Origin of the sequence: Faecalibacterium taiwanense (assembly GCF_036632915.2) — a bacterium.
GTDB classification, from domain to species: Bacteria; Bacillota; Clostridia; order Oscillospirales; family Ruminococcaceae; genus Faecalibacterium; species Faecalibacterium taiwanense.
This window is the reverse complement of sequence record NZ_CP155552.1, coordinates 246,780-272,632: the sequence shown is the minus strand read 5'-3', so window position 1 is coordinate 272,632 and position 25,853 is coordinate 246,780. Positions and strand designations below refer to the sequence as shown.

The 25,853-nt window shown below is 55.9% G+C and carries 25 protein-coding genes and 1 pseudogene; 9 read left to right on the top strand and 17 right to left on the bottom strand.

Features of this window, described 5'->3' with window-relative positions; all coding sequences use genetic code 11:
* The first annotated feature begins 395 nt into the window (after positions 1-395).
* The 5 genes from PXT33_RS01235 to PXT33_RS01215 all read left to right on the top strand — a co-directional run bounded on the left by PXT33_RS01235 (position 396) and on the right by PXT33_RS01215 (position 4,889).
* Positions 396-1,037, top strand: a complete 642-nt coding sequence (locus PXT33_RS01235; RefSeq protein ID WP_332375791.1) for a DUF4230 domain-containing protein — start codon at positions 396-398, stop codon at positions 1,035-1,037.
* Positions 1,027-1,623: a DUF4230 domain-containing protein gene (locus PXT33_RS01230; protein WP_332375790.1), complete on the top strand. Its 597-nt coding sequence runs from the start codon at positions 1,027-1,029 to the stop codon at positions 1,621-1,623. The genes PXT33_RS01235 and PXT33_RS01230 overlap by 11 nt, the downstream gene beginning before the upstream one ends.
* Before the next feature lie 242 nt (positions 1,624-1,865).
* Entirely contained in the window at positions 1,866-2,201 is a 336-nt protein-coding gene (locus PXT33_RS01225; RefSeq protein WP_044953513.1) for a metalloregulator ArsR/SmtB family transcription factor, read from the top strand.
* A gap of 19 nt (positions 2,202-2,220) precedes the next feature.
* Entirely contained in the window at positions 2,221-2,442 is a 222-nt protein-coding gene (locus PXT33_RS01220) for a cation transporter (RefSeq protein ID WP_005940491.1), read from the top strand.
* A gap of 554 nt (positions 2,443-2,996) precedes the next feature.
* Complete coding sequence (locus tag PXT33_RS01215; protein WP_097776879.1) at positions 2,997-4,889, top strand: heavy metal translocating P-type ATPase; 1,893 nt, start codon at positions 2,997-2,999, stop codon at positions 4,887-4,889.
* A gap of 41 nt (positions 4,890-4,930) precedes the next feature.
* Here the strand turns inward: PXT33_RS01215 and PXT33_RS01210 are convergent, their stop codons facing one another.
* The 14 genes and pseudogenes from PXT33_RS01210 to PXT33_RS01140 form a co-directional block, all read right to left on the bottom strand.
* Positions 4,931-5,809, bottom strand: a complete 879-nt coding sequence (locus PXT33_RS01210; protein ID WP_207698752.1) for a beta-1,6-N-acetylglucosaminyltransferase — start codon at positions 5,807-5,809, stop codon at positions 4,931-4,933.
* Positions 5,810-5,976: 167 nt separating this feature from the next.
* A pseudogene (locus PXT33_RS01205) lies at positions 5,977-7,055 on the bottom strand (iron-containing alcohol dehydrogenase).
* Between the two features lie 96 nt (positions 7,056-7,151).
* A complete protein-coding gene (locus PXT33_RS01200) occupies positions 7,152-8,381 on the bottom strand; it encodes an FAD-dependent oxidoreductase (protein ID WP_005939599.1) in 1,230 nt (409 codons plus the stop codon).
* Positions 8,382-8,442: 61 nt separating this feature from the next.
* Positions 8,443-8,703, bottom strand: a complete 261-nt coding sequence (locus tag PXT33_RS01195; protein WP_005939597.1) for a EutN/CcmL family microcompartment protein — start codon at positions 8,701-8,703, stop codon at positions 8,443-8,445.
* A gap of 3 nt (positions 8,704-8,706) precedes the next feature.
* Entirely contained in the window at positions 8,707-9,363 is a 657-nt protein-coding gene (locus tag PXT33_RS01190) for a phosphate propanoyltransferase (protein ID WP_207665833.1), read from the bottom strand.
* A gap of 39 nt (positions 9,364-9,402) precedes the next feature.
* Positions 9,403-9,993 carry a BMC domain-containing protein gene (locus tag PXT33_RS14785; protein WP_005939592.1) on the bottom strand — a complete coding sequence of 197 codons (591 nt, stop codon included), beginning with the start codon at positions 9,991-9,993 and terminating at the stop codon, positions 9,403-9,405.
* A 62-nt stretch (positions 9,994-10,055) separates the two neighbouring features.
* Positions 10,056-11,501, bottom strand: a complete 1,446-nt coding sequence (locus tag PXT33_RS01175) for an aldehyde dehydrogenase family protein (RefSeq protein ID WP_332375788.1) — start codon at positions 11,499-11,501, stop codon at positions 10,056-10,058.
* Positions 11,502-11,556: 55 nt separating this feature from the next.
* Positions 11,557-12,501, bottom strand: a complete 945-nt coding sequence (locus PXT33_RS01170; RefSeq protein WP_154260112.1) for a class II aldolase/adducin family protein — start codon at positions 12,499-12,501, stop codon at positions 11,557-11,559.
* A gap of 18 nt (positions 12,502-12,519) precedes the next feature.
* The gene (locus PXT33_RS01165; RefSeq protein WP_097774529.1) at positions 12,520-13,344 is read right to left on the bottom strand and encodes a 3-keto-5-aminohexanoate cleavage protein; all 825 of its coding nucleotides are present in this window, start codon (positions 13,342-13,344) and stop codon (positions 12,520-12,522) included.
* A 134-nt stretch (positions 13,345-13,478) separates the two neighbouring features.
* The gene (locus tag PXT33_RS01160; protein WP_097774528.1) at positions 13,479-14,198 is read right to left on the bottom strand and encodes a FadR/GntR family transcriptional regulator; all 720 of its coding nucleotides are present in this window, start codon (positions 14,196-14,198) and stop codon (positions 13,479-13,481) included.
* 135 nt (positions 14,199-14,333) lie between these two features.
* Entirely contained in the window at positions 14,334-15,611 is a 1,278-nt protein-coding gene (locus PXT33_RS01155; protein WP_097781114.1) for a TRAP transporter large permease, read from the bottom strand.
* On the bottom strand, positions 15,608-16,102 hold the full coding sequence (locus PXT33_RS01150; protein ID WP_097774526.1) for a TRAP transporter small permease: 495 nt from the start codon (positions 16,100-16,102) through the stop codon (positions 15,608-15,610). Before PXT33_RS01150 ends, PXT33_RS01155 begins: the two co-directional genes overlap by 4 nt.
* 108 nt (positions 16,103-16,210) lie before the next feature.
* Positions 16,211-17,284, bottom strand: coding sequence for a TRAP transporter substrate-binding protein (locus PXT33_RS01145; protein ID WP_097774525.1), 1,074 nt, complete (start codon positions 17,282-17,284; stop codon positions 16,211-16,213).
* 66 nt (positions 17,285-17,350) lie between these two features.
* The gene (locus PXT33_RS01140; protein ID WP_097774524.1) at positions 17,351-18,022 is read right to left on the bottom strand and encodes an aspartate/glutamate racemase family protein; all 672 of its coding nucleotides are present in this window, start codon (positions 18,020-18,022) and stop codon (positions 17,351-17,353) included.
* Between the two features lie 303 nt (positions 18,023-18,325).
* On the opposite strand from PXT33_RS01140, the gene PXT33_RS01135 reads away from it, so the two are divergent.
* Positions 18,326-18,646 carry a hypothetical protein gene (locus PXT33_RS01135; protein WP_332375787.1) on the top strand — a complete coding sequence of 107 codons (321 nt, stop codon included), beginning with the start codon at positions 18,326-18,328 and terminating at the stop codon, positions 18,644-18,646.
* Between the two features lie 468 nt (positions 18,647-19,114).
* On the opposite strand, the gene PXT33_RS01130 is transcribed toward PXT33_RS01135, so the two are convergent.
* Complete coding sequence (locus PXT33_RS01130; RefSeq protein WP_345786143.1) at positions 19,115-20,542, bottom strand: four-carbon acid sugar kinase family protein; 1,428 nt, start codon at positions 20,540-20,542, stop codon at positions 19,115-19,117.
* A gap of 14 nt (positions 20,543-20,556) precedes the next feature.
* Positions 20,557-20,910 (bottom strand): cupin domain-containing protein, encoded by a 354-nt coding sequence (locus tag PXT33_RS01125; protein WP_097774654.1) that lies wholly within the window; start codon positions 20,908-20,910, stop codon positions 20,557-20,559.
* A gap of 494 nt (positions 20,911-21,404) precedes the next feature.
* Here PXT33_RS01125 and PXT33_RS01120 point away from each other — a divergent pair, with 494 nt between their 5' ends.
* The 3 genes from PXT33_RS01120 (at position 21,405) to PXT33_RS01110 (ending at position 24,192) form a co-directional block, all read left to right on the top strand.
* Positions 21,405-22,850 carry a deoxyguanosinetriphosphate triphosphohydrolase gene (locus tag PXT33_RS01120; protein WP_332375786.1) on the top strand — a complete coding sequence of 482 codons (1,446 nt, stop codon included), beginning with the start codon at positions 21,405-21,407 and terminating at the stop codon, positions 22,848-22,850.
* A 242-nt stretch (positions 22,851-23,092) separates the two neighbouring features.
* Positions 23,093-23,761 carry an alpha/beta hydrolase-fold protein gene (locus PXT33_RS01115; RefSeq protein ID WP_332376661.1) on the top strand — a complete coding sequence of 223 codons (669 nt, stop codon included), beginning with the start codon at positions 23,093-23,095 and terminating at the stop codon, positions 23,759-23,761.
* On the top strand, positions 23,758-24,192 hold the full coding sequence (locus PXT33_RS01110; protein ID WP_332375785.1) for a DUF188 domain-containing protein: 435 nt from the start codon (positions 23,758-23,760) through the stop codon (positions 24,190-24,192). Before PXT33_RS01115 ends, PXT33_RS01110 begins: the two co-directional genes overlap by 4 nt.
* A gap of 91 nt (positions 24,193-24,283) precedes the next feature.
* On the opposite strand, the gene PXT33_RS01105 is transcribed toward PXT33_RS01110, so the two are convergent.
* Positions 24,284-25,627, bottom strand: a complete 1,344-nt coding sequence (locus PXT33_RS01105; protein WP_097774519.1) for an MATE family efflux transporter — start codon at positions 25,625-25,627, stop codon at positions 24,284-24,286.
* Between the last annotated feature and the right edge of the window lie 226 nt (positions 25,628-25,853).

Sequence of the window (25,853 nt, the reverse complement as noted above, 5' to 3'; positions counted from 1 at the left end):
GAACAAATTCGCGTTTGCGCAGCGGATCGACTGCAGCCGCATACGGCCCCGGCTTTCAGTGCTGCCCGCTATTTGGAATGTGTCTGCCATAGTGCGCGGGAAAGCAGAAGCGCTGATGATTTAAAACGGCCTCCGCTTTGCTCTGGCCATATTCAGCGGAAAAATTATTTTTATAATTTGTAGATCCGAAACAACTGCTGTCGTTTCGGATCTACTTTTTCACGGAGAAAAGCTGTGGCGGAAAGTGACATTTTCTTTTTCAATTCACTATTTTTCTTGACAAGATTATGCGGAGGGGGTTACTATTTACCTTAACAGCTTTGCAGCTCGACGCGAAAATTTCAGCTTCTGTTAAGAAGGCGAACTACGCCCAAGCAAAACAAGGAGAAATCAAAATGGAAGAATCCACAAAAAAGAACTTGCATCCAAAACTACTGCTTCTTACGGCTTCGGTCATTCTGGTCTGCATCGTTGCCCTAGTTGCTCAGATTCCCAAAAAGAAACCCGAACCTCAAATTGATGTCACGACCACCCTTGAAAAAATCGTCAAGACCAGTGATCTTTCCACTGCCGTATTCCAATATCAGGGCATTGTAGAGATTCCAAACCAGAAAAATCTGAAAAAAATCGATTACTATATCTGCTATACCGCTTCCGTCTATGCTGGCATTGATTTTTCGGAGGTAACGTTTTCCGAAAATAAAGAAACCAAAACGATCACCGCAACTCTCCCGGAAGTAAAAATTCAGGACACCGTTGTTGATCCGGATTCGCTTGATTTCATTTTCCAGAATAAAAAAGCCGACAATATCTCTGTGCTGGACGCCGCATTTACGGCGTGTGAAACCGATATCCGGCAGGAATGCACCAGCGAAAGTGCTTTGCTCAGCATCGCACAAATGAACGCAGAAAACACTGTACGCGCATTGGCCGAACCCGTCATGCAGGCCATCTGTAGTGATTACTCTCTGGTTATCCAGGAGAAGAACACAGAACCCGCAGAAATTCAGGAAGGAAGTGCTGAAAGTGAATCTTAAAAAGTACATCTGCCTTTTGTCTGTTGCTCTTACGCTCTTTCTGTTCACTGCCTGCGGAAAGACCGAACCCGTCGAGGTTCCCGCCCCGGATGAGGGTCAGCTGAAATCCATCTGCCAACTTTCAGTTCTAGAAGGTTATTTCCACAATGTTGTCAAGTTCGAACAAAAAGATGCCGAAAAATTTCTGTGGATGGCCAAAGATAAAAAAGCCTGGGTCGAATATGTTGGCGTTGCAAAATACGGTCTAGATGCTTCCAAGGTAAAAATGGAACTTTCCGGTAAACACGTCACAATCTCCATTCCAAAGGCTGAACTGTTGTACTGCAAGGTAGATTCCACCTCTCTAGATGAAAATGCTTACATCGTGGATAAGGATTCTGCCACCATCACCGCCGAGGACAGCAAAGCCATCCTGACTCAGGCACAGCAAGATCTGCAGGCCGAAGCCACAGACTACAAACCGCTTCTGACACTGGCCCAGCAGCAGGCGCAGCAGCTGATGGAAGACTACGTAAAAAACATTGTCTCCGCAACCGGCTCTGATGCAGAGCAATACACAATTGAATGGATCTATCTGGACAAGTAAATGTCCTCTTGACTCATGGAACCGCAGAAATCTACGGTTCCTTTTTTGTTTTCGCCTTCCCTCCGATCCGCATCCTTATTGCGATTCAAAAACGCAAATTTTCTGCGTTTTAAGGCAAATTTCATCAATTTAGAGCAGACGCCGAAAATCTTTAAAAAAGCCTTGACAAGGAGCATTCTGCGTGCTACTATGAACACATGAACAATCGTTCATGTGAATCCACAACGAAGGGAGATGTCAACATGGCGGAAATAAAGGAAGCAATGCCCGCGCCGCAGCCGGAAGCCTTGGATATGCCGGACGACGAGGTGCTGTACGAGTTGGCCGACCTGTTCCGGGTGTTCGGCGACTCCACCCGCATCAAGATCCTGTATGCACTGCACGACAACGAGCTGTGCGTGCAGGACATTGCAAACGCCGTGCAGCTGAGCCAGTCGGCGGTGAGCCATCAGCTGCGGGTGCTCAAGGATTCCAAGCTCGTGCGGTTCCGGCGCGAGGGCAAAACCGTTTACTACGCACTAGACGATGACCATGTGCGCAGCATCCTCTCCATGGGGATGGATCATATCGAAGAATAACGAAAGGCTGGTATTACTTATGAAGAAGAGCTACAAGATCGAAGTGGACTGCGCAAACTGCGCTCAGAAGATGGAAGACGCTGCCAACACCGTTGCAGGCGTGGCAAATGCTACCGTCAGCTTTATGACCCAGAAGATGAAGGTGGAGTTCTCTGAAGGTGCAGACCCCCACGACACCATGGTGAACGTTCTGGCCGCCTGCAAGAAGGTGGAGGACGACTGCGAGATCTTTGACATCTGATGCGCGGCAGGTTGCTGCACACGATCAACAGCCTCGCCCTCTCCGTCACCTGCGGTGACACACTCCCCCTTTTGTCGCTACGCGACATCTTCCCCCGGCCGGGGGAAGTCTTTCCTCAAAGGGAGAGGCCTTGGCAAAGAGATGAAGTTTGCGTGGACTGCCAAGGGCTCTCCCTTTGGGAGAGCTGGCAAATCCAAAGGATTTGACTGAGAGGGCGAGCCCGCTAAAGAAAAAAGCATCTGCAGCAAGAATTCGTAGATTTTCTGAGAGCTCAAACGAATGTGCAGATGCTTTTTACTTTGTGTGCGATTGTGTTGTGCAATAACTTTTTCTGTTGAAAAATCAGACAGTTTTCAACAGTTTCCACTCAGTTTTCAACACCGTTTGCGGAAAAAACGTAAAATAAACGTGGAAAAGCGCTTTTACGCCTGAAAAACTGTGTGGAAAACACGGGTAAAACCGTGGAATATCCATTTTTATGGGGAAAAGTTGTTGAAATTCCCGCCCGCCGCAGCGTGATGCGGCCCATGGATCCCGCAAAAGGAGAGTTTTGTATGAACAAAAAGCAGAAAAAGAACCTGCAGCGCATCATCATTGCGCTGATTTTGGTGCTCATCCTCAAGCTTTTGCCCCAGTTCCCCACGCCGGTGGAGCTGGTACTGTACTGCATCCCGTATCTGGTGGTCGGCTGGGATGTGCTGCGCAAGGCACTGCTTGGCATCAAGAACCGTCAGCCCTTTGACGAGTGCTTCCTGATGGCCGTTGCCACTGTGGGTGCATTTGCACTGGGCGACTACGTGGAGGGCTGTGCCGTTATCATCTTCTACCAGATCGGCGAGCTGTTCCAGAGCGTGGCCGTGGGCAAGAGCCGGCAGAGCATTTCCAGCCTGATGGACATCCGTCCGGACTACGCCAACATTGAGGGCGAGGACGGCAGGCTGGAGCAGGTGGACCCGGACGACGTGGAGATCGGCACCGTGATCGTGGTCCAGCCCGGTGAGCGCGTGCCCATCGACGGCGTGATCGTGGAGGGCGCTTCTGCCCTGAACACCGCCGCCCTGACCGGCGAGAGCCTGCCCCGCGATGTGCAGACCGGCGATGAGGTCATCAGCGGCTGCGTGAACATGACCGGCCTGCTGAAGGTAAAGACCACCAAGGAATTCGGCGAATCCACCGTTTCCAAAATTCTCGATCTGGTGGAAAATTCCAGCATGAAGAAGGCCCGCGCCGAGAACTTCATCACCCGTTTTGCCCGCGTGTACACCCCCGCCGTGTGCTATGGCGCATTGGCTCTGGCCTTTATCCCGCCCATCGTGCTGCTGCTCATGGGCCAGCCCGCCCGCTTTGGCGACTGGGTCTACCGTGCCCTGACCTTCCTTGTTATCAGCTGCCCCTGCGCACTGGTCATCAGCATTCCCCTGAGCTTCTTCGGCGGTATCGGCGGTGCATCTGCCTGCGGCATTCTGGTCAAGGGTTCCACCTATCTGGAAGAGCTGGCCCGCACCGGCATCGTTGTGTTCGACAAGACCGGCACCCTGACCCAGGGCACCTTTAAAGTGACCGGCATCCACCCCGCAGAGGGCACCAGCGAGGAACAGCTGGTGGAAGCTGCCGCGCTGGCCGAGAGCTGGTCCAAGCACCCCATCTCCCTCAGCATCAAGGCCGCTTACGGCAGGGAGATCGATCCGAACCGTGTCACCGATGTGCAGGAGCTGGGCGGCCACGGCGTGACCGCCAAGGTGGACGGCAGGACCGTTGCTGCCGGCAACGCCCGCCTGATGGAAAAGCTGGGCCTGAAGGCTCCCGCCGTCAGCGAGACCGGCACCATCGTGCATGTGGCCATCGAGGGCATGTACGCCGGTTATCTGCTGATCGCCGATGTGGTAAAGCCCCACAGTGCACAGGCCATCCGGGGGCTGAAGGATGCCGGTGTGCGCAAGACCGTGATGCTGACCGGCGATGCCGAGCCGGTTGCAAAGGCCGTTTCCGCAGAGCTTGGGCTGGATGAATACCATGCGGGCCTGCTGCCGGGCGACAAGGTAGACCAGATCGAAACGCTGCTCGCCGCAAAGCGGCCCAAAGAGAACCTTGCCTTTGTGGGCGACGGCATCAACGATGCCCCGGTGCTGTCCCGTGCCGATGTGGGCATTGCAATGGGCGCTCTTGGCTCTGACGCTGCCATTGAGGCCGCTGACGTGGTGCTGATGGACGACGACCCCGCCAAGATCGCACTGGCCATGCGCATTGCCCGCCGCACATTACGCATCGTGTACCAGAACATCGTGTTTGCACTGGCCATCAAGTTTGCCTGCCTTGTGCTGGGCGCGATCGGCATGGCCAGCATGTGGACCGCCATCTTTGCCGATGTGGGCGTGATGGTGCTGGCTGTGCTCAACGCCACCCGTGCCCTGTACACCAAGGATCTGGCGAAAAAGAATGAACAGTAAAAAACAGTGCCGGACAGCCTGAAAACTGTCCGGCACTGTTTTTATATATGAGGTGCATACAGGCGTTCTATTTCATGCACAAGCTCCGGTTCTTTTTCGATATCAAATTTTCTGGCAAACATGCAGGGCGATGCTTTCAGCTGTTCCAGATCAGCGTATTTCCAGACCCACGGATTGCCTCTGTCCCAATCGATGGCACGGGCACTGGTATCACCCGGCCCCTGATAGATCTTATCCTGATACGGCGACTGCGCGATCAGTGTCTGCACAAAGAACTCGTCCGAGCAAAAGGTCTTGTCCAGCACCTGCAGGATCCACTCTTCTTTTGTCAACAGATACCGTGCAAAGCCGTCCGTGCAGCTGAACCAGTTGCTGCCCTTTGTGAAGTGAACGTCCTGATTGCGCTTTATTTTCAGCAGTTTCTGGCCCGACAGCAGGATTCCATTGATCACGCCGAGCACCGGATGGCGGCGCAGATCGATATTCTGAAAAAAGTGCCGGTAATAAACGCGCTCATCGTTGAATGGGCTGAACGGGTGCGGGTCGAAATGGACAAATTCCACGTCCGGGTTTGCCTCAAAAAATGCACGGATATCTTCTTGTGTTTGAATGGGCAGATCCACACCGGAGATCAGGTGGTAATGCTGATACGGGCCATGGGCCACTGCTGTTTTCAATAGCACAAGCTCCGCTTTTACCTGACTGACACCGCCCCACACAACACTGTGCCGTTTTGCGTGAAACACTTTCGCATATTTCATGCGGCACTCCACCGTTTCCGGCTGGTAGTCCGTATTTTTGCTGTCCATGTGGATGAATATATCATTCCACGGTACATCCAGCATCCGCAACAGGGTCAGAAGCATCTCATCACATTTATGTGCTTCTATCAGGTACGCCTGTTTTTCTCTTGTTTCCATCGCTTTCTCCTCTTACTTCTGCGCCGCATTTTCATTTTATTATAACAGAATCCTCTTTAAAAACAATCCCACCACCCCTTTTTACAGCACAAAGCCGCCGCATTCCCTTGCAGAGGGAGAGCGGCGGCTTTGTTTGGGTATGGAGAAAATGGAGGAGGTCTCAAAGTTCACCCGCGGAATGCGGCGGTATACACCGCCACCACCTCGTCGCGGGTGGGGGTGATCTGGTTGGTGGACATGCAGGTGTCGTGCAGGGCAAGCTCTGCCAGCGCGGCAAAATCTGCAGGGTCCACCTTGTTCAGCTGCGCAAGGTTTGCGGGGATGCCCACGCCTGCACTGAGCTGACGGACAAACTGGATCACTGCCGGTGCGGCAGTGTCCGGGGTAAAAGTGCCCTGCAGGCCCATGGCAGCGGCAATGGTCATGAACCGCTCCCGGCACACCGGGCTGCGGCTGTTGAAGGCCAGCACGTAGGGCAGCAGCACCGCATTGCACACACCGTGGGGCAGGTTGTAGTGTCCGCCCAGCGCGTGTGCCATCGCATGCACCATGCCAAGGCCCGCGTTGGAGAAAGCCATGCCTGCCACATTTTCGGCATAGGCCATCATGGTGCGGGCGGCTTCATCCTGACCGTTGGCAACGGCCCGGGGCAGGTTCTGCACGATCGCCTGCATGGCCCAGTAGGCATCCTTGTCCGTGAGCGGGTTGGCGTTTTGGAAAGCGCCGCCTCGATGGCGTGGGTCAGCGCGTCCATGCCGGTGGCTGCGGTGAGCTTGGGCGGCATGGAGGACATGAAGTCGGTGTCGTTCACCGCAATGCTGACCATGCAGTTGGGGTCCACCATGGCCATTTTGCTGTGGCGGACAGGGTCGGTGACGATGTAGAAGGAGGTGCACTCGCTGCCGGTACCGGCGGTGGTGTTCACCGCCACGATGGGCAGGCCGGGCTTGGAGGACTTGTTCTCGCCCTCGTACTGTTCCACGGTACCGCCGCAGGCCACCACGATGCTGGCTGCCTTAGCGGTATCGATGGCGCTGCCGCCGCCCAGGGCCACCAGCAGCTGCACCTGCAGGGTGCGGGCTGCGGCAATGCAGTCGTTCACCACCTGTACGGTGGGGTTGGGCTGCACATTGTAGTACACGGCGTACTCCACACCGGCATCGGACAGTACCTGACCGACCCGGGCAGCGGCACCGGAATCATAGAGAAAGCGGTCCGTCACCAGCAAAGCACGGCGGATGCCCATCTTCTGAAGCTCCGGTCCCAGAAGACGGATGGCACCCTTGCCAAAAAAGCTGGTCTTGACGGCGTTGATGCGTTCTGCCATGTGTTCACCCTCCGCTTACTGTGCCTGACCGCAGACGATCTGCACCGGGTCCCAAATGGAACAGGACGAGGAGGAATAGACGAAATCCACCTGACCCAGTGCTTCCACGGTCATGCCAGCGCGGATGGCAACGGCAATGGCGTTGATGCGGGCCGAAACATTCTTTTCTCCCCATGCCTGCGCACCCAGCACCTGACGGGTATTGGCCTCATACACCAGCTTGATGGTGATGCGGTGGGGGTTCGGGCAGATGCCCGGACGGTCGGTGCCGGTGGCCATTGCACTCTTGACCCGCAGACCGGCCTTGCGGGCCTCGGTCTCGGTCAGGCCGGTGCGGGCGATCTCCAGATCCGCCACCTTCAGGCTGCTGGTGCGCAGAGAGCCGTCGCGGCAGGCCGCGCAGTCGCCCACGGCATAGATATTGGGCACACTGGTGGCAAGGTCGGCACCAATGAGCACAGCGCCATTGGGTGCCAGCTGCGCCCCGGTACCGGCCAGCAGGCCGGTGTTGGGGGTAACGCCGATGGCTACCACGCAAAGGTCACAGGGGTAGGTGCCGCGGTTGGTCTGCACCTGCTCCACGAAGGTACGGCCCGGGAAGGAGCGCACCTGCTCGCCCAGATTGAACTGCACGCCCTGCGCTTCCAGCTCCTTCTGGATCAGCTTGCTCACCTCAGGGTCAAACTGGGGCAAAAGCTGCTGCTCTTTTTCAATGATACGCACATTGCGGCCCAGCTTGAGGAAGGACTTTGCGATCTCCAAACCGGCCCAGCTGCCGCCCAGGATCACGATGTCCCGCACATAGGGGGTGCGGACGAACTCCTTGAGGAAGATCAGATCTTCCACGGTCTTGAGGGTCTGCACGCCCACGCGGTCACTGCCGGGCACCTGCGGCACACGGTTGGAAGAACCGGTGGCCAGCACCAGCTTGTCGTAGTGGTCTTCAAACACGCGTCCGGTGGCAAGATCACATACCGTCACCTTGCGGGCGGCTGCGTCGATGCCGCGCACCTCATGGCGCAGATGTGCGGTGATGCCCTGCGCGTTCAGCTCAGTCTCCTTGGCCTGAATGGCCTTGTTCAGGCTGTCCAGATCCTCGCACAGATAATGGGGCAGGCCGCCGGTGCCGCAGGAGTAGAAGCCGCCTTTTTCGTAGACGGTGATCTGCGCTCCGCGCTGGGCGGCGGCAAGTCTGGCGGCGGCCGAAACCCCGGCGGCAATGCTGCCGATGATAATAATTTTCATTGTTTAAGCCTCACGATCCCGCCGGGAGGAAGCCCCTCTCTGCGGCAAAACTTGCAGGGTGTTACTTACTCAGGGTGGGAGGATTGTCCACGATGCCCACGATGAAAGCATCAATGGGCGACGGATGGTCCAGACCATGCTGGGTGGTCTCGTCGGTGGTGACCAGAACCATCTCGCCTACACCCGCGCCGATGTTGTCGCCCGCCACGATGGTATCCTTTTTGGAGCCGAACACCGGCTCCACCAGCAGGAACTTATAGCCTACAAGCTCCGGCATTTTGCGGGTGGCGACAACGGTCCCCTTGACGATCCCTAAAATCATAGCTTACTCCTCTTTGCCCAGCACGGTGACCAGCTGCCCCTGCTTGAGCAGGAAGGCATTGCCATCGTCCGTGTCGATGTGAAAATCCAGTGCACATTTGTCGTTTGCGCGGATCAGCACCCCGCCCATCACGCCCGGCTTGGGGCCGTCGATCTTTACCTGCACGCGGTCGCCGTCGGCAAGGCCGAAGGCCGCTGCCTGTGCGGGAGTCATGTGGATGTGGCGGTCGGCGATCATCACGCCCTCCGGCACGGTCAAAGTACCGCGCGGGCCGCGCAGGGTCACGCCTGGCGTACCCTTTGTATCCCCGCTGGAACGCACCGGCGCTTTGATGCCGATGTTGCGGCAGTCGGTCTGCGCCAGCTCGATCTGAGTGGCACTGCGCTCCGGGCCAAGGATGCGGACATGCTTCAGTTCGCCCTTGGGGCCGATGATGTCCAGACATTCCTCGCAGGCAAACTGGCCGGGCTGGCTCAGCGCCTTTTTGGGGGTGAGCTGGTAGCCATAGCCGAACAGCTTGTCCACATCATCGCGGGTAAGGTGGATGTGCCGCACCGAGATGCCTACCGGCACCTGACGGCTGCGCTTTTGCAGCTCTGCCTGCACGGCCTGCGTGATCAGGAGCAGCAGCTGTTCCTGACTGATGTCATGGTAAACCAAGGCACAGCGCTCCTTTCTTATGCAGCGTCAGCGCAGGGCTCAGCGCAGCTCAGGCATGCACTCGGACACGCTTGCGTGCGGGCGGGGAATGACCAGTGCGCTGACCACTTCGCCAATGCGGGAAGCAGCGGTCTGGCCTGCCTCAACAGCAGCCTTCACAGCGCCAACGTCGCCCTGCACGAACACGGTAACAAGGCCTGCGCCGATCTTCTCCTGACCCACCAGAGAGACATCTGCGCTCTTCAGCATGGCATCGGCTGCCTCGATGGAAGCGGTCAGGCCGTTGGTCTCGATCATGCCCAGAGCGGCATCCAGCGGCACCTGCTCGCCTGCGGGCAGGCCGGACTTGCCGGTAGCGGGGCCCTTGGCAGGCATGATGCGGGCCAGATCTGCGTGGGGACGTGCAATGACGTTGACGCAGAACAGCTCACCCACGCGGGAAGCAGCCTCTTCGCCAGCCTCGGTAGCAGCCTTGACAGCGCCCACCTCGCCGGTAACGATCACGGTGGTCAGACCGGCACCGATGGTGTCGGAACCAATGAACTCAACGTCAGCAGCCTTCAGCATTGCATCGGTAGCGTCGATGTTGCCAACCAGACCCTTCGTCTCGATAAAACCCAGAGCTTTCATAAGTTGTTCCTCCTGTCAGAACACTGAAAAAATTGTATGTGATGGTTTCGTCCTTCAAAAACTCAGATGATGCGCAGCCCGCCCTCGGCCAGCATGCAGCGGCGGCGGCGGCAGAAACTCTTTGCGCAGGTGATGCCCTCGCCGGTGGGGCCGGCAATGGTCATGGTGCAGTGGCCCTCGCCGCCAATGCCAACACCGGCCTTGGTGGCGCTGTTCTTTACGTAGATAGTGGTCTCAATGACCCGGGCAAAGCGGGTCATGTGGTCCACATCCTTGGAGAAGATGGAAGCGGTGTGGCGGTTGCCGTGCTCGGCCACCACGGCATTTTCCACCGCCTGTTCAAAGCTCTGGCAGCGCACGATGGGCAGCACCGGCATCATCTGCTCCACCAGAACGAACGGATGGTCGGCAGGCACCTCGCAGATGGCAAGGCGGCAAGTATCCGGCACATGCACGCCGATGGTCTCCAGAATGCGGGCGGCATCCTTGCCCACCCACTTTTTGTTCACCTCGTGGCCGCCGCCCTTCTTGGGCTGCAGCACGATGTTCACCAGCTGTTCGGTCTGGGCCTTGTTCAGCAGGTAGGCACCCTGCTTCTGCAGCTCGTGCAGCAGGCCGTCGTAGGCGGTGTTCACGGCGAACACTTCCTTCTCTGCAAAGCAGAGGATGTTGTTATCGAACGAAGCGCCTTCGTAGATCTTGCGGCCTGCCAGCTCGATGTCTGCGGTCTCGTCCACGATGACGGGCGGGTTGCCTGCACCGGCACCGATGCACTTTTTGCCGCTGCGCAGCAGGGCGTTCACCATGCCCATGCCACCGGTGCCTGCCATCAGGCGGATCTTGGGGTTTGCGGCCATCTTGTCCACATTCTCCATGGTCGGCTCACGGGTCATGGTAATGAGGTTTGCAGGGCCGCCCGCCTCGATGATGGCGGTATTCAGTGCCTGCAGGCAGTCGGCAGACACCCGCTTTGCGCGGGGGTGCACGTTGAACACCACGGTGTTGCCGCCTGCGATCATGCTGATGGTGTTGTTGATGATGGTCTCGGTAGGGTTGGTGGTGGGGGTGATGGAGCAGATCACACCAAAGGGTGCATACTCTTCCAGCATCAGGCCCGCGTCACCGCTCTTGGCTTCGGTGGTCAGGCATTCGGGGCCGGGGGTCTTGTTGATGACAGCCAGATGTTTTTCCACCTTGTCCTCATAGCGGCCCATGCCGGTCTCTTCCACGATCTTGTGGCACCACTCCTCCACATGTGCCCGGGCACAGCGGCGGATGGCTTCAATGATGCGCTGGCGGTCCTCGATCTTGTAGTTGGCCGCCCAGTCGCGCTGGGCTTTCCATGCAGCCTCCACTGCGTCGTCTACGTTCTCGAACACGCCGCGGTCGCCTGCTGCACCGCCGGGTGCAGCGGTATAGGCTGCAGGGGCGGCGCTTGTCTGTGCACCGCCCATACCGGCAAGCACCTGCTTGACGATCGCTTCAATTTCCTGCGAACTGATATCCATGGTTTTCGTTCCTTTCCGTAAAGGTCATATCCGTTGGATCAAACGAAACTTTTTGTTATTGAAAGCTCTTCAGCGTCCGGCGGATGACCTCGGCCATTGCGGCATCGCGGGCATTTGCGGACTTTGGTGCGGCCGGGGCCGCTTCCATTGCAGGGACTGCCGCAGGCTGTGCGGCGGGCACCGGGGCAGGGGCAGGAGCCGCCTGCTGTTTGGGCAGGGTGGGCAGCGCCATGCCCGGCTGGATCAGCCCGGTAACGCCCGGCAGGCTCACCGGCTGGGCAGGCTGTGCGGAGGGTACTGCCATTGCCACAGGCTGTGCAGCGGGCTGAGCCATGGGCTGCACGGCAGGTGCGCCGCACTTGCTGCAGCCGGTGCAGTGACCGCCGCAGCTGCCGCATTTGGAGCAGCCTGCGCAGCCCAGCTTTGCGGTGACGGCTGCGTAGTAATCCAGTGCTTCCACCAGATGGGCCGCATCTGCCGGGGTCTTGCCCCAGGTCAGGCAGCCGTCATTTTCCAGCAGGACAGCCTTATCGGTGCGGCACAACAGGCTGACAGCCTGTGCCTGTGCGTCCACGTTCTGGGCGGGCAGCAGCTGCACCCGTCCCAGCGCCCGCACTGCGGGGCTGAATGCTGCAGGCTGCACGGTCTGGCCCTGCATCCCCATCACAGCCGCGCAGGCCGGATAGGTGTGCATCACGCACTGGGCGTTCTCGTTTTCCTGATAGATTTTCAGATGGATGGGCAGGTCTTCGGGCAGGGGCTTGGGCTTTGCGCTGAGCATCGCCTTGCCATTCATATCCACGCGCACCAGCATATCCTGCGTGAGCGCAGCCTTGTCGGCACCGGCAACGGTCACCCACACGGCCTGCGGGCCGACGCGGACGCTCATGCTGCCGTCACCGGCCACCAGCCAGCCCTTGGCTTCCAGCCGACGGGCCATTTCCATGATGGCTTTTTTTGCCTCAAAGTCTGAGAGGTAAGTAACGCCTTGAATCACCATACGTTTCTTTCCTCCTTTTTAACGGCGCAGCGGCGGGATCTTGAGCATGGCGCGCACCTCGTCGGGAGTCATGGGCATCATGCCCTTGGACTTTACGATGTCCGACACCTTTGCGATCAGCGCTGCGTTGTTGTCCACATGGACACCCGGCGCGATCATGTCCGAATCCTCAAAGCCGATGCGCACGGTGGAAGCGCCCATATCCAGCGCAGTCTTGACCATTTCCCAGTCCTCGCGGTGGGCCTGCGTGTAGCCCCATAGGTAGTCGCCATTGGGAAAGTTCTCTTCCAGCGCCTGGATCATGTGGCGCAGGGCCGGCACCGTGGCAGGCATCTCGCCGCCATGGCCGAACACCAGTGCAAACAGGATGGGTTTTACAAAGTGGAACTTGTCGTTCAGTTCCCGCACGGTGTTGATCATGCCCAGCTCAAAGACCTCGGTCTCCGGGATCTTCTTGTTGTCCATGATGGTCTTGACGCAGTACTCCACATCCTTGATGGGGTTCTGGTACACCGAGGTACCCAGATTCACCGAGCCGACATTCAGGCTGTTGGCTTCCACCCAGGAGGGGTAGCAGGGCTGCACACGCTCCTCAATGGTCAGGTTGGACACGCCGCCGGTGGAGATCTCCACCACGATGTCGCACATCTCGCGGATGTAGGCCACCGTTTCTTCCAGCAGGCTCAGATCCGGGGTGAGGTTGCCGTTCAGGTCGCGGCAGTGCAGGTGCACCATGGACGCGCCGTTTTTGTAGCACTCATACACATCCCGGGCAATGGCCCGCGGATTGATGAGAATGTCTGTGGCCGCAACGGGGGCCACGGAGATCATGATTTTTTTCATTGGATGAACACTCCTTGCATGTCGCATTGGAGAAGCTTAACAAAGGATGCTAACGTCATTTTAGCACAAACATCCCATCTTGTAAACTCACAGTCCCCTGCCCGCCTTTTACGGCAGGCAGGAGGCCTGTATGCTTACTTCTTCCAGAAGATGTAGTGATCCTGCACTGTAGCGGCGATCTCGTCCACCTGCCTGCGCTCGATCACGCTGAGCAGCTGGCGGTGCAGCTCTACGAACCGCTCGATCTCCTCTTCGCCCTTGGCCAGCACCTTGCGGGTGGTCTCCAGACGGCTGGGCAGCGTCAGCCGGGTGATATACTCGGTGATGGTGGCCAGCATGGGGTTCTGGGCCGCATTGGCGATCTGGGTGTGGAACCGGCTGTCCAGCTCCAGCACCTTGTCCACCGAAGGCTCCGGCGAGTGCATTTCGGCAGAAAGCTCGCCGAAGGTGCGGTACAGGTCCGGCAGAAAGGATGTGATATCATTGCGCTGAATGATAATATTCAGCGTACCGATATCGATGACGGAGCGCAGTTCCACAAATTCCTGCCAGCTGTTCTTCTGCAGGATGATGCTGTACAGCATCGGGTCCAGCATTTTCTGGTTGTAGTTTTCGCTCACAAAGGTGCCGTCGGCACGCTTGATGTACAGGATGCCGTAGGCCTGCAGCTTTTTCACAGCTTCCCGCACCGAGTTGCGGCCCGCGCCGAACTGCTTGCACAGTTCCATTTCGGTAGGCAGCTTGTCGCCCGGATGCAGGGTGCCGTCGATGATCTGGGAGATGATCCCATCCATGACCTGATCGACTACAGACTTTACCGCATTCTTCTGTTTTTCAGGATGTTCCATTGACATAGTTCCGCCTCCAAATCCGGTTTGGTGGATATTCGGGGTCGTTCAACGTGGAACGTTCTGGGGCAGAAAGCCTCCAAACATCACACGTTGAACTTCCACCACTATTTTACCATATCTGAAAAGCGGACGCAACGGTTACGCCATCAAATAGGTGGGCAGCAGGATCAGCTGAGGGAAGGCGACCATCAGGGCAATGCAGACGAAGGTAGCCGCAATAAACGGCACCAATGTGGGGAACACCTCGCCGACTGTAACATCCATCAGATCGCAGGCAACGTAAATGCACATGCCCACCGGAGGAGTGACCAGACCAACACCGATGACCACGGTGATCAGGACGCTGAGCACGATGGGGTTGATGCCCACGCCCAGAGCAATGGGATACAGGATGGGCATGAACAGGGTCAGCGTTGCGATGGACTCCATGAACATGGTGACGATGAAGAAAATCAGCAGGATCACGATAAGAATGACAGTGGGGTTGGTGGAGAAGCCCAGCATGGTCTTGGCCACCCACTTGTCAAAGCCTGCGGTGGTCAGCATGACGGTGTACAGCTTTGCAGCGCCGATAACGATGAAGATACGGCCGCTGGTGCGGACGGTCTCTGCAAAGGCAAACTTGATGTCCTCCCACTTGAGTTCGCGGTAGATGATGCCGCCGGCAAACAGACCGTAAACAACAGCGATCACGCCTGCCTCGGTGGGGCTGACGATACCCATGGTGATCGTGCCCACGATGATGATGGGCATGAGCAGGGCGGGCCAGCTCTCCCACAGGCCATGCAGCACGGGGCCGATGGTGAAGTGGCCCGGCTCCTTGGGCACGCCTTCCTTCTTGGCCATGAAATAGCTGACGATCATCTGTGCCAGACCGCACAGGACACCGGGGATAATGCCGCCGAGGAACAGCTTACCGGTGGAAATGCCGCAGATACCGGCAATGACCACCATGGGGATAGACGGAGGAATGATGATGCCGATGGTGGAGGAAATGGCGGTAACGGCAACGGTAAAGTTCTTGGAGTAGCCCTTGCGCACCATTTCCGGCATGAACATACCGGAAACGCCTGCGGTATCGGCAACAGCGGAACCGGAGATGCCCGCAAAGATCATGCTGGAAAGCACGTTCACGTGAGCCAGACCGCCGTAGATGTGGCCGACGATGGAGTAACAGAAGTCCATCAGGCGCTTGGAAATACCGCCCTTGGACATGGTGAAACCGGCAAAGGTGTACAGAGGGATGGCCAGCAGTGCAAAGCTGTTCATGCCCTCAAACATGCGCTGAGCAATGGTGACGGTGCTGCCGCCGCCCAGGAACAGGATGCCGCCCATGGCGGACAGGCCCAGACTCATGGCGATGGGCACGCCCAGAAACAGCAGAACGAAGAATGAGATCAGCAGCCATGCGATCATTTGGATTTGCCCCCTTCCGGTTTTGCGGTCAGTTCAACGATCAGGTTGAGAACGGCGGACAGGATGCACAGCACACCGGCAATGGGGAAGATGGTGTACACCTGACCCATGGTGAACTGCGGCATGGTGGAAACGGCCTGCTTTGCGCGGGTGCACAGCTGGTAGCCGCCGTAGGTGACCATGACGTAGAACAGGATGATGAACACATCACGGATGATGACAACGATCTTTTTGCCCAGCGGAGTCTTACCGAGGATGGAATCCACCACCTCCACGCGGAGGTTGGTGCCCATGGCGTTGATGCCAATGCAGGCAATGAGCATGGACCAGACGTTCAGATACTGGCTGCTCTCCATGTACCACTTGAAGCCGCCGATGCCGGGGATCAGGCGCAGCACAACGTTTGCGAACAGAATTACCATCATAGCCGCGCACAGAATGGCGGAAATGAGGGTGGTGATCTTGTCCAGAGTGGTTTGCAGTTTTTTCACAGTACAAACTCCTTTCCAAGTGCGATTCAGATAAAATGCAAAGGGACGAAGGGCACGCCCCTCGTCCCTTTGCTTCGGTTTTATTTCAAGGTTTTCTGGTCAGTGATCTCAGCGGGCTTCTTTCCATGCCTTCAGCTGATCCAGCAGGTCGCCGTAGGTATCAGCGTTGTCGGTCAGGACCTTTTCGGTCGCAGCTGCAAACGGAGCCAGTTCCGGGCTGTTGATCTTCATGCCCTTCTCTTCCAGAGCGGAGACCAAATCGTTGGTCTGCTGCTCGTTCAGCTCACGGTCGTAATCGGCAGATGCCTTTGCAGCGTCGGAAACGATCTGCTGCTGGTCAGCGCTCAGCTTGTTCCAGCTGCTCTCGGCAATGGTAAAGCACATGCCGGAGTAGATGTGGTTGGTGATGCTCAGGTACTCCTGAACCTCGAACAGGTTGTTGTTGTAGATAACGGGGATGGGGTTCTCCTGTGCATCGTAGGTCTTCTGCTGCAGAGCCTGATACAGCTCAGAGAAGCTCAGCGGCTGGGGGTTGGCACCCAGAGCGGTCATGGTAGCCATGATGACGGGGTTCTCGGGGGTGCGGATCAGCAGACCGTTCATGTCGGCAGGGCTGTTGATGGGGCCCTTGGAGTTGGTCACGCAGCGGAAGCCGTTGCAGTAGTGGGCCAGCACACGCATATTCTGGCTCAGCAGGCCTTCCTCAGCGGCAGCCTCGATGTCGCTGTCCATGAATGCCCATGCATCGTCGAAGGTCTCGAACTGGAACGGCAGTGCGGAAATGCCCATCTTTGCATCGTAGGTGGCAAAGTTGGAAGCGTCGGTGATGATGATATCCACCGTGCCGGAATCCAGAGCGATAGAGTTGATCAGGTCAGCATCGCCGCCCAGCTGGCCGGAGGGGTACAGCTGAACTTCCACAGCGCCGCCGGTCTTTTCGGCAACTTCTTCTGCAAACTGCTTTGCGCCCTTTGCACGGGGGTCTTCTTCGTTGGTGGAGAAGCCCAGCTTCAGGGTGACAGCCGAGCCGGAAGCGGCAGCGGAAGAACCGGTGGAAGCTGCAGTAGAGGCAGTGGAAGCAGCAGTGCTGGTGCCGGAGCCGCCGCAGGCAGCCAGACCCAGAGCAGCAGCGGAAATGCCAGCCACCTTCAGGAAGTCACGACGGGAAATCATCTTTTTCATAAGAATTCTCCTTCAAAAAAATATCTTCTCCTGAGCCGGTCTCGTGCTCCGGCTCTTGTTCCTTTTTTAAATGGTGCCTTTCTTTTCCAGCGCCTTTTTCAGCTCGGCTGCACCAAAGCGGGGGCTGCTGAGAACCACCTTGCCAAACTTATCGGCGATATACTGTTCGCAGTAGGCCATGCTGCCCTGTGCAAATACGATCACGTCCACCTTGTCGGCAATGGTACCGGCCATCTCGGTCATGCGGGCCTTGAACTGGTCCTGATCCAGACCGAATGCACCGTCCACCAGACAGTCCACCAGTTCCACGTGCCTGTTGCACTCGCGGGCCATGCGCAGGATGGTGCCCTTGGTGGGTTCCAGCGTGGTGGGCAGGGTAGCCATCACGCCGATGCGCTGGCCCTTGCGGACAGCCTCGCGGCACATCTCCTCGTCCACGCGGACGATAGGCACACCAATGTACTTTGCCACGTCCTGTGCGCTGTCGGCAACTTCGCCCACGCTGCTGCACAGGTTCAGCATGGCATCCACGCCTTCCTCAGCGGCTTTCATGTACATGCCGATCAGGCGTGCTGCCGGTGCAGTGGTCACATAGCCTGCCGCGCGGACATCTGCCAGAATGCTGGGGTCCTGCAGGCTGTACAGCTCCACATCATCGCCCAGCTGCTTTTTGACCTCCTGCTCCACCAGTTCGATCAGTTCCGGGGTGGTGCTGGTATAGATCAGACCTACCTTCATAACGGAAAAGCCTCCTTTTGTTTTTCGTGTTCTCGTGCCGGACAAGCCCGCAGCAAAGGCTCTTTGCTACATCCTACCTTTAGTTCAATCTCAACAGCTTGTCCGTCTTTACATCCTACCATTAGATTACTCTTCGGTCCGCAAAAAGTAAATTGGCGAATAGCCGATATTTCGGGCCGGTTTTGGTCGTTCTGCACAAATGTGGGATGCAAGTGGTGAAAAATCCACTTCTTTCTGGACATCATCCCATCTTACGGCGTATAATACCCTTAAAGAAAAAGACAGGGAAGGAGCCACCGGAACATGAATCCGTTTCAAAGTGATAACATCTGGAAAAAGAAGGCCCGGCAGGGCAAGGCGCAGCAGCATCCGCTCACGCCGCAGCAGGAGTGGCAAAAGCAGGTGAACAGCAGCAGCCTGTGGCTGGGCGGCGGCGTGGTGCTGCTGGCACTGTATCTGGCCGCTGTCCGCGCCGGCACCGTGGCGCTGGACGCAAGCGCCGTCGTGCTGATCGTGGTGGTGGGCTGCTTCTGCGTATACACTGCCGCATCCCTCGGCAGGCTGATGAAGAACAAGCCGGAGGAAAAGGCAGCAAAGAAGAAAAAGAAAGCCCAAAAAGAGTGATTTTTTTCTTCCCGCGCAGAGCGTTTTCGCGTAGGGCAGATTTATATAGCTTTTATAAATTTTTCTCCGCCGGGTACGTTCTCTTTTGCGTGCCAAAAGAGAACCAGAAAAGCACCCGCTACTTTCGAAGCGCGGGAGGCACGAATTAAGGGCTACTCGCCCTTAATAATCCCAAAGAAGATGGGCTCCATACAAAAAATCCAAGTCGCTTCGCTAAAGGATTTTTTGTGTTGCGCCGATTTGAAGTCGCTTATGCGACGAAACGTAAGGGCAATAGCATAGTTTTATTGCTTTGCGACTGTTTCCGCAGGAAACGAGCAAGAGCAGATGCCGTTTACCGCCACGACTCCTTCCCGTGAAAAAGCAAACAAGCCAGCCCCGCAGGGCTGGCTTGTTTGCAATATTTAAAATAATTTTTCCTCTGATATTGTCAGAGCAGAGCGGAGACAATTCTAAATCGTCAGGCTGTCAACCCAGTAAAATTTCCACCGCTTCCCGCAGGGTGGGCACTTCGCCCACATTGCCCGGGAAGATGATGTACGGCGTGCCGGGGAACAGGCTTTCGGCACCGGTCTGCCATACCGGGATGCCCGGCCGGATCTGGCCCAGCACCTTGGCGCATTTCACGCGCAGGGCCTTCACGCCCACGTCGCTGCTGGTGATGCCGCCCTTTGCCACCACAAAAGCCGGGGAAGCGGTCAGCCTGCCCACGCAGCTCTGCAGTGCATCGCTGATGGCAACGCTGCGCACGAGGGCTGCTTCCGGGGTGTCGTCCGGCAGGGTGAGCACCACGCGCTTTGTGGACACGCAGCAGGTGATGCCCTTTGCGATCTGCTGTGAGCAGTGGGCCACGATGGCGGCTGCTTCCTTTTCCAGCTCGCCCGGCACCAGCACCTTGTCGCTGTCCATCTCAATAAACTCGATACCCTGTACTTTTTTCAGTTCTTCCAGCTGGGCAGTGGTCTTTTTGGTGTGGCTGCCCACCACAATGATGCCGCCTGCCTTGCTTTCCTGCGTGACCATCTTTTCCCGGGTGAGCAGCGGCTGGTCGGAAATATTGCCGATGGCCTTGACCAGTGCGGCCGCACTGCGGATGGTGAAGTGACGGCCCTTTGCCATGGCGCGGTACAGTGCCACTGCAAACACCTTCACATCGCAGTCCGCCACTGCGTTCACGATCACATGGCCGTAATCGTGCACCGCCAGCAGCTGGGCCTCGATGCCGTCAAAGTCCATGGCGCGCAGGCTTTCCAGCGAGATGCAGGTCACGTCTCCTGCACGGACTTTGCCGCCGGTTTTTTCCTCAATGTATTCGCACAGGTTGCTGGCGTGGTAGCCAAAGGTCTCGTCCTTGGCAAATTCGGTCTGGCCGCAGGGCACAAGCTCTGCGCCGTAGCGCACATAATGCACGTTGTCCAGTGTAAAGCGTCCGCCCTCGCGGAAGTAGGGGCACAGGATGTCGCCATCCATTTTGTAACCGTTCTCAGCCTCCGTCACCTCGCGCAGCAGGTCGGTCTCCAGCGGGTAGTGGCCGCGCAGGGTGGAGTCGCCGCGGCTGATGATAAGGTAGTCCATGCCGAACTCGCGGGCCACCTTGGCGGTGTTCTCCGCGATCTCGCGGTGGGCCTTGGTGGTCTCGGCCACGGTAAAGCCGCGGCTGTTGGTCAGAATAAAGAAGAGCTTTTCCGGCGCAGCAAAGCCCTTGCGCAGGCTTTCTACCGTCCAATTTGTATAAACATAGATATCATGTACCGTCTGTACGCCGGTAGGATCGTCGTCCAGCACAATGATCTTGCGGTTGCTGGCGGCAGCTTCGGCGGCAAGGGCGGCGTTCAGTTTTTCCTCATCCACCTGCGGAAAATTGGCCAGAACATCGGCACTGCGGATCTGTTCCATCTGAAGCTCCTCCTTTATTCGTACAGCACCTGTGCGATCAGCACCAGCGGCTCGTCGCCCAGGCAGGCGATCTGGTGGGTGTCGCCGGGCATGGCGGCAATGATGTCGCCCTTCTCCAAGATCTGCTCCTCGCCGTTGATAATGTGGACAGCGCGGCCGGAGACGATGACCATGCTTTCCATCTCGTGCTCATGCGTGTGCCTGCCAATGGTCACGCCCGGTGCCAGCGTGTGGCGCACATAGGCGCGGCCCTTGCCCAGCATTTCGGCAGGCGCATCCAGCAAGCGTTCCATCATCACGGTGCCCTCGCCGCCCATGCAATGGGGGATCGGAGTGGGTTTCATCTCAGAAGCTTTCTTATACAACATCCCATGTTCCACCTTTCAAGTCATCTGCAGCAGCATACGGCAGAGCGTTTTTAAACATCCTACCTTTCAAGCCAAGTCCATTATACATGAGCGCAAGCGGAATAGCAAGATTTTTTCTTGAAAAGCTGTTCAATTTTGTGCAATGCGTTTTGTGCAATCTGGCTGATATCCCGCCGTTCCTGCCCCGCAGGCATACAAAAAAGCTTCCCCGCCGCAGGCACGCAGCCCACGGAAAGGGAAGCTTTTGTCTGATTCAATTTCGGGTGCATCTGACGGAAGTAGTACACCGCAGCATAACACTCCGCTTTCCTTTTTTCGGATCCCGAAATAAATTGGAACTCTGCACATGTTCAAGCTGCAGTTTTTATGTTTTTTTCAGAGAATCCGTTTTTTGTTGCCGGAGCAGCGTTTCTTTTGTATAATGGCAGTGATGGAAGGCCGATGCCTTTTGCAGGTTTTTAATCACGACGTTTCAAAAGCGAGGTGTACTGATTATGGAATGGGCAAAATTGCTGTCAACTGAAAAGCTTTCTTCTGAACCTCCTGAGCCCGATTCGTTCAAGGAGTATCCCATCAATGCATTTGAAAAGGACTACAGCCGGATCGTTTCCAGCGCTGCATTCCGCAGGCTGCAGGATAAAACGCAGGTGTTTCCTCTGGACAAGAGTGATTTCATCCGAACCCGCCTGACGCACTCGATCGAAGTCTCCACGATCGCCCGGCAGCTTGGCATCATGATCTCCAAAAACACAACACAGTACAAGCCAACGGATATTGCTGTGCCGGAGGATGCCGAAGCCATCGCATCAGTCCTGCTCTGCGCCGGCCTTTTGCACGACCTCGGCAATCCGCCCTTCGGGCATTTCGGCGAGACCGTGATCGGTGACTGGTTCAAAGAGAACCTCGACCATGTAAAATACAAAGGACAGCCCCTTCGCAGCTGGTTATCCAAGCAGATGATCGCTGATCTGGAAAATTTTGAGGGCAATGCACAGGCACTGCGGATCCTGCTGAAAGCAAAACACGGTTCCAGCCTCAATCTGTCCAAAGCGATCATCAGCACGCTGGTAAAATATCCCACCGACTCCTGCTCCGTTGATAAAGGCAGTGCGGATATCCGAAAGCACAAACTCGGCTTCTTCGCTGCAGAACAGAAGACTTTTGAGCAGATCTCGGAAGCGGTTGGGACCACCACTCCCGACAAAGGCATCGTGCGCCATCCGCTGACCTACCTGCTGGAAGCAGCCGACGACATTGCATATTCTACTGCCGATCTGGAAGATGCCTTTAAAAAGGGCCTGTTCACCCTTGACCAGTTCATTGAATATTACACAAATTCTTATGACCATTCAAAGATCGTTCCCCACAGAAGCCCTGAGTACTTCTCCGATGAGCGGATCCAAGAACTTTCCGCGCTGCGCGGTGCAGACCACACCCCAGAAAACGACAGCGCTGCATTTAAAAAATGGCTCACCCAAACGCGTCAGTGGCTGATGTATGTAGCCATCTACCGTTTTTCCTGCAAATATAAAGAGATCATGGCCGGAACCTACTGCGGTGATCTGTTTGAAGGAACCAATCACGCCATCACCATTGACATTCTGAAAGGGGCCATGCGGAAATTCGCCTTCGATACGCCCGGCATCCTGAAACTGGAGCTGTCCGGACAGGTCATTCTCGATTTTCTGCTGGATCATTTTGTTCCCGCCGTGCTGTACTATGACTCTGCATACTGCACCGACGGGCAGGCACCTTCCAAGGCCGACAAAAAGCTTCTCGCCATCTTCTCCGACAATTACAAGCAGGATTACCAAAACGCCCGAACCGGCACGGAATCTTTTGACTTGTACCTCCGGCTGCTGATGGTCACCGACTATATCAGCGGCATGACAGATTCCTATGCCCGCACGCTGTACCGCGAGCTTAGCGGTATTGAATAACGCTGCCCTGTTCAGATCCCACGTGCCCGGTTCGTCTGCCGCTTATGGGCTACGGCATGATCGTTCAAAAACTGCTGATACATCACTCTGGAAGCCTCGCACAACTTCAAATCAGGTGCCAGCTTTTTTACGAAGACACTGCTTGCGAATGCGAACGCCTTTTGAATTGCAAAATGATTTTTCAGTTGCTATACTGGGCTTATCAAATTTTTCGGGAGGATGTCGCAGTGACCGCACAGACAATGCAAATCGGGAACAGACCTTGCCGCATTTACGGCGAAGCCCATGCAGAATACCTACTGCTCCAAATGACAGGCGAGCATGAGCTGCAAAGCATGGAAAGCGAGATTGCCGCTATTGCACAGAGTGCGCACCACTTTTTGTTTGCGGCCATCCCGGTGGAAAGCTGGAACGATGCACTTTCCCCGTGGGAAGCCCCTGCCGTGTGGGGAAAACAAGGCTTCGGCGGTAAGGCCGCGGACACCCTGTGCTTTCTGACAGAACAGGTCATTCCAACACTGAAGCAGCAGTATCCTCTCCCGGAAAATGTCAAAATCATTCTGGGCGGCTACTCGCTGGCCGGGTTGTTTGCATTGTGGGCATCCACCCAGACTGATCTGTTCTATGGTATCGCTGCCGCCTCGCCCTCGGTGTGGTTTCCGGGCTGGATGGAGTTTGAACAGCGGCACCCGATACAGGCACAGCACATTTATCTGAGCCTTGGCAACAAGGAAGAGCATACGAAAAACGCTGTCATGGCTGCGGTAGGTGATAACATCCGCACCCTGCACAGCCGACTTGCAGAGCGTGGCGCAGACTGCACCCTTGAGTGGAACAGCGGCGGGCACTTTAAGGACGCTGACCTGCGCACGGCAAAGGCATTTCGGTGGGCGATGGAGGAACACACATGACCATTTTGATTGATGCAGACGGCTGCCCGGTGGTGGACCTGACATTGCAGATTGCAAAGCGGTTTGGCGTTCCTGTTACCATCCTGTGCGACACCGCCCACCAAATCGAGCGGGAAGGTGCGCAGACATTGGTGTTCGATAAAGGGGCAGACAGCGTAGATTTTGCCCTCGTTAACCGGGTAAAGCCGGGGGATATTGTCGTAACACAGGACTACGGCCTTGCGAGTATGTGCCTTGCCAAGTGCGCCCGGGTGCTGAACCAGAACGGTCTGGAATACACCGCCGACAACATGGAAGCTCTCATGCTGCGGAGGTATGAAAACAAAAAGCTCCTCCGTGCCGGAAAGCACCCCAAGGGGAGTGCAAAGCGGACGAAGGAGCAGGATGAAGCATTTGTCGCCACACTGACAGATATTTTAGCGAGCATCTGATTTTCTGAACGGAACACCGGCGAATTTTTTTCGCGTCACATTCTCTGTAAGTGAAACCCGTCAGAACAAAGCACCTCTCCACTGCATGAAATCATTGAGATACCGCCGCTTTATCCTCTGGCCACGATCTTCTGAGCGCCGCATAGGAAATAAGGAAGTTTGCAAGCCAACCTGCCGGGACTGCAAGCCAAACAAAAGCAATGCCAAAACGCGGTGCACAAATCAAAGCAACAGACAAGCGGATTGCAAGGTTTACCATATTTGCAATAAGAAACGGCCGCATGATTCCAAGTCCGCGAAGAACGCCATCCGTTGCCATCTTGATGCCCATGAAGATGAAAAAGTAACCAAGCCATCTCATATAATCACCGGACACCTGATAGGCCAACGCGGTTCCGTCTTTTCCCAAGAACAACGAGGAAATCTGTGTGTGCAGTGTTTCAATGACCACGAAAGCAAGAACTGCAAAGCATAGATCCAACACCAGTGCAGCATGATACCCTTTTTTGATACGCTCAATTTTCTTTGCGCCAAAATTCTGGGATACAAACGGCGAAACTGCATTGCCGATGGATACGAAGATCAGCGAAAAAACATTTTCTACCCGCATCGTTGCCGCATACCCGGCAAGTGCCTGTGTGCCGAAGGGATTTACCACTGCCTGCACGATCATCATACCGATAGACACTGTGGACTGCTGCAAAACCGATGGTACCGCAATGCGAAGCATGGAATACAGCTCCTGCCGGTCGAACCTGCTAAAGGAGCTCTTGTATTGCCGCATCCGAGACAGAAAGATCAAAAACGAAAACACGGCAGAAATTCCTTGTGCGATCAAGGTCGCAAGGGCTGCACCAAACACCCCCAGACCAAGACCGGCCACCATCCAGAGATCCATAAAAATATTCAGGATAGATGAGAATATCAGCAGTCCCAACGGAATTTTGGATTCACCGATGGAAGTGAACATGGTGGAAAGAATGTTGTACATGAATAGAAACGGGAAACCCACAAAGTAGACACGCAGATACAATACTGCTTCTTCCAATATATCGGCAGGGGTCTGTAATCCGCTCATCATGAAATGGGAAAAGCAAAAGCCAAAGACACCAAGGACAACGCTTAAGATCAAAAAGCTGATCAGGGACGTTGACACAATGGTTTTCATTTTACCATAATTTTTTGCACCAAAATAGCGGCTTACAAGCACACCTGCGCCCACACCAGCACCAAGCGCCACACAAATAAAAACATTGGTCAGTGCAGCACAAGCACCAACAGCCGCAAGTGCCGAGGAGCCAACAAATTGACCAACTATTATGGAATCGGCCATATTGTATACTTGTTGAAAAAAGCTGCCAAGGATCATCGGCATCGCAAAAACAGTCAGCGCTTTAAGGGGTGGATCTGTGATCAAATATTCATCTTTCGACATGATTATATTCCTTCCAAAAATCGTTTATCGCAAATTTTATCGCAAGTTAAGAAATTCGTGCAACATTCAAACGGCATCTTTGCGATATGCAATTCACCGCTTTTGCATTAAAAAGTTAAATTGCTATAGTATTGGAATCTATCCAATATAAGTATATTCCCCTCTGTCTCAAAATGCAATCTGCGACTTCTGGCGGAGATGGTGGATATTCTCCCGCAGGCTAAGC